General features: G+C 70.7%; 3 protein-coding genes and 1 pseudogene. All 4 read left to right on the top strand.

The annotated features are described in order from the left end of the window. Nucleotides 1-319, top strand: a 319-nt coding sequence (locus H5J29_RS30000) for a cell division protein SepF (RefSeq protein ID WP_181784330.1), incomplete at its 5' end; no start/stop codon positions are given. Between the two features lie 24 nt (nucleotides 320-343). Continuing rightward, a complete protein-coding gene (locus H5J29_RS29995; protein WP_181784329.1) occupies nucleotides 344-637 on the top strand; it encodes a YggT family protein in 294 nt (97 codons plus the stop codon). Nucleotides 638-690: 53 nt separating this feature from the next. Beyond that, nucleotides 691-1,575, top strand: a complete 885-nt coding sequence (wag31, locus tag H5J29_RS29990; protein WP_181784328.1) for a DivIVA-like cell division protein Wag31 — start codon at nucleotides 691-693, stop codon at nucleotides 1,573-1,575. A gap of 75 nt (nucleotides 1,576-1,650) precedes the next feature. Beyond that, nucleotides 1,651-2,180 (top strand): annotated as a pseudogene (locus tag H5J29_RS29985) (hypothetical protein); the annotation flags it as partial.

Genomic DNA, 2,180 nt, shown 5'->3' with positions numbered 1-2,180 from the left:
CTCGAGCGTGCCCGAGCAGCGGGACCGCGGCGCGGCCGCGCTCGCCAAGATCACGACCTTGCAGCCGAGCAGCTTCACGGAGGCCCGGACCATCGGGGAGCGCTACCGGGACGGGGTCCCGGTGATCATCAACCTGACCGATCTCGACGAGGCCGCCGCACGCCGTCTCGTCGACTTCGCCGCAGGTCTGGCGTTCGCGCTGCGCGGATCGATCGACAAGGTGACCTCCCGGGTCTTCCTGCTGACCCCCGCCGACGTCGAGGTCTCCGCCGACGACGCCCGCAGGCTGGCCGAGCGGGGCCTGTTCCGTCAGGACTGAGTCCGTCTGAGGCAGGATGTAGCCGTGCCGATCGCCCTGCAGTTCGTCATCTACTACGTCCTGTTCTTCTTCTGGCTCCTGCTCGTCGCGCGCATCGTGGTGGAGCTCGTGCACTCGTTCGCGCGCGAGTGGGTGCCTGCCGGGCGACCCGCCGCGGCACTCGAAGTGGTGTTCAGCGCGACCGATCCTCCCGTGAAGTTGTTGCGGAGAGTGATCCCCGTCGTCCGGATCGGGGGCGTCGGACTGGACCTGTCGATTATGGTTCTACTGCTGGTGGTGTTCATACTGATGAGCATTGCCAGACCGGCGGTGGGGTGAGCCCCAGTCACCCGCCAGCCGGTTTGCCGCCGAGGAGTGCATGAGGTGATCCGATGCCGCTGACGCCCGCCGACGTTCACAACGTCGCGTTCAGCAAGCCCCCGATCGGTAAGCGGGGGTACAACGAGGACGAGGTCGACGCGTTCCTCGATCTGGTCGAGGCCGAACTGGCCCGGCTGATCGAGGAGAACGAGGATCTGCGAGAGCAGGTCGGGCAGCTGGAACAGCGGCTCGACGACGCTCAGGCAGACCTCGACGACGCGCGCCAGCAGCGTGCCCAGGCGCCCATGGCGCCCCAGGGCCCGCCGCCGACGCAGCAGATCCGTCCCGTCGAGCCCCCGCCGCCGCCCCGCCAGCCGGAGCCGCAGCAGCGGCCGATGGCGGCGATGGGTGGCGGTGCCGACGCCGACATGGGCGGTGGGGACCACCACGTCCAGGCCGCCAAGGTCCTGGGCCTGGCCCAGGAGATGGCCGACCGGCTCACGGCCGAGGCCAAGAACGAGGCCGACTCCATGTTGGCCGATGCCCGGAGCAAGTCCGAGCAGCTGCTCAGTGAGGCCCGGACCAAGTCGGACGGCCTGGTGAACGACGCCAGGGCCCGCGCCGAGACGATGCTCAACGACGCGCGGACCCGTGCGGAGACCCTCGAGCGGCAGAGCCGTGACAAGGCCTCCTCGCTGGTCAGCGAGGCGGAGCGGAAGCAAACCGAGATCATCGGAACCATCACCCGCGACAAGTCGGTGCTGGAGAAGAAGATCGACGAGCTGCGGACGTTCGAGCGCGAGTACCGGACCCGGCTCAAGACCTATCTGGAGTCGCAGCTACGCGACCTGGAGGGTCGGGGCTCGGCCGCTCCGTCGGACGCCGCCCGCCCGAACTCGAACGGCGGGGGCTACGCGGCCTCCGGCTACGGCCAGCGGGCCGACGCCGGAAGCTGACGGGCCGCTCCGTCGGACCGTCGTCCCAGCGACCCGGTGGGCGGTGCGTGCCGCCCACCGAACACGGGGTGAATCGTGCTGCTGCTGGTTCTCGTTCTCGTCCTGATCGCCTTCGGGCTGCTGGTCGTGGCGCTGCTCTCGGGCAGCGTCATGTGGGCCTGGATCTCGGTGGCGGTCTCGGTGGCGGCTGCGGTCGCCCTGCTCGTCGACTGGATGCAACGCCGGTCGGCGGTCAAGGCAGGCGCCGAGCCGGACCGTGCGCCCGTCGGCGCGCCGCAGGCGGCGCAGTCCGGGCCGTACCGCGGTGTCGCGGACATCGAGCCGGTCACCGAGGTGATCCCGCTGGTGTCCCCGGGCACACCCGGTGGCGTGACGGGTTCGGCGCAGCCCAGCGAGGTGGGCTCGCCGGACGCGGAGGCCACCTCCGTGATGCCCCTGGTGGAACCGTCCGGCTCAGCCGGGCGACCGCCCGGCGCTGTGGACGGGACTACACGATCGAGCGGTAATTCGTCACAGAGCGTGACCGACGACGAGGTCGGTTCCGGTCCCGCCGCGGCGGGTGCCACGGGTGCCGCAGCGGCCGCGTCCGGTGCCGCCGCCGTGCA

Source organism: Pseudonocardia pini (assembly GCF_013870575.1).
In the GTDB taxonomy this organism is placed as follows: Bacteria; Actinomycetota; Actinomycetes; order Mycobacteriales; family Pseudonocardiaceae; genus Pseudonocardia; species Pseudonocardia pini.
This window is presented reverse-complemented; position numbering and strand designations above follow the sequence as displayed.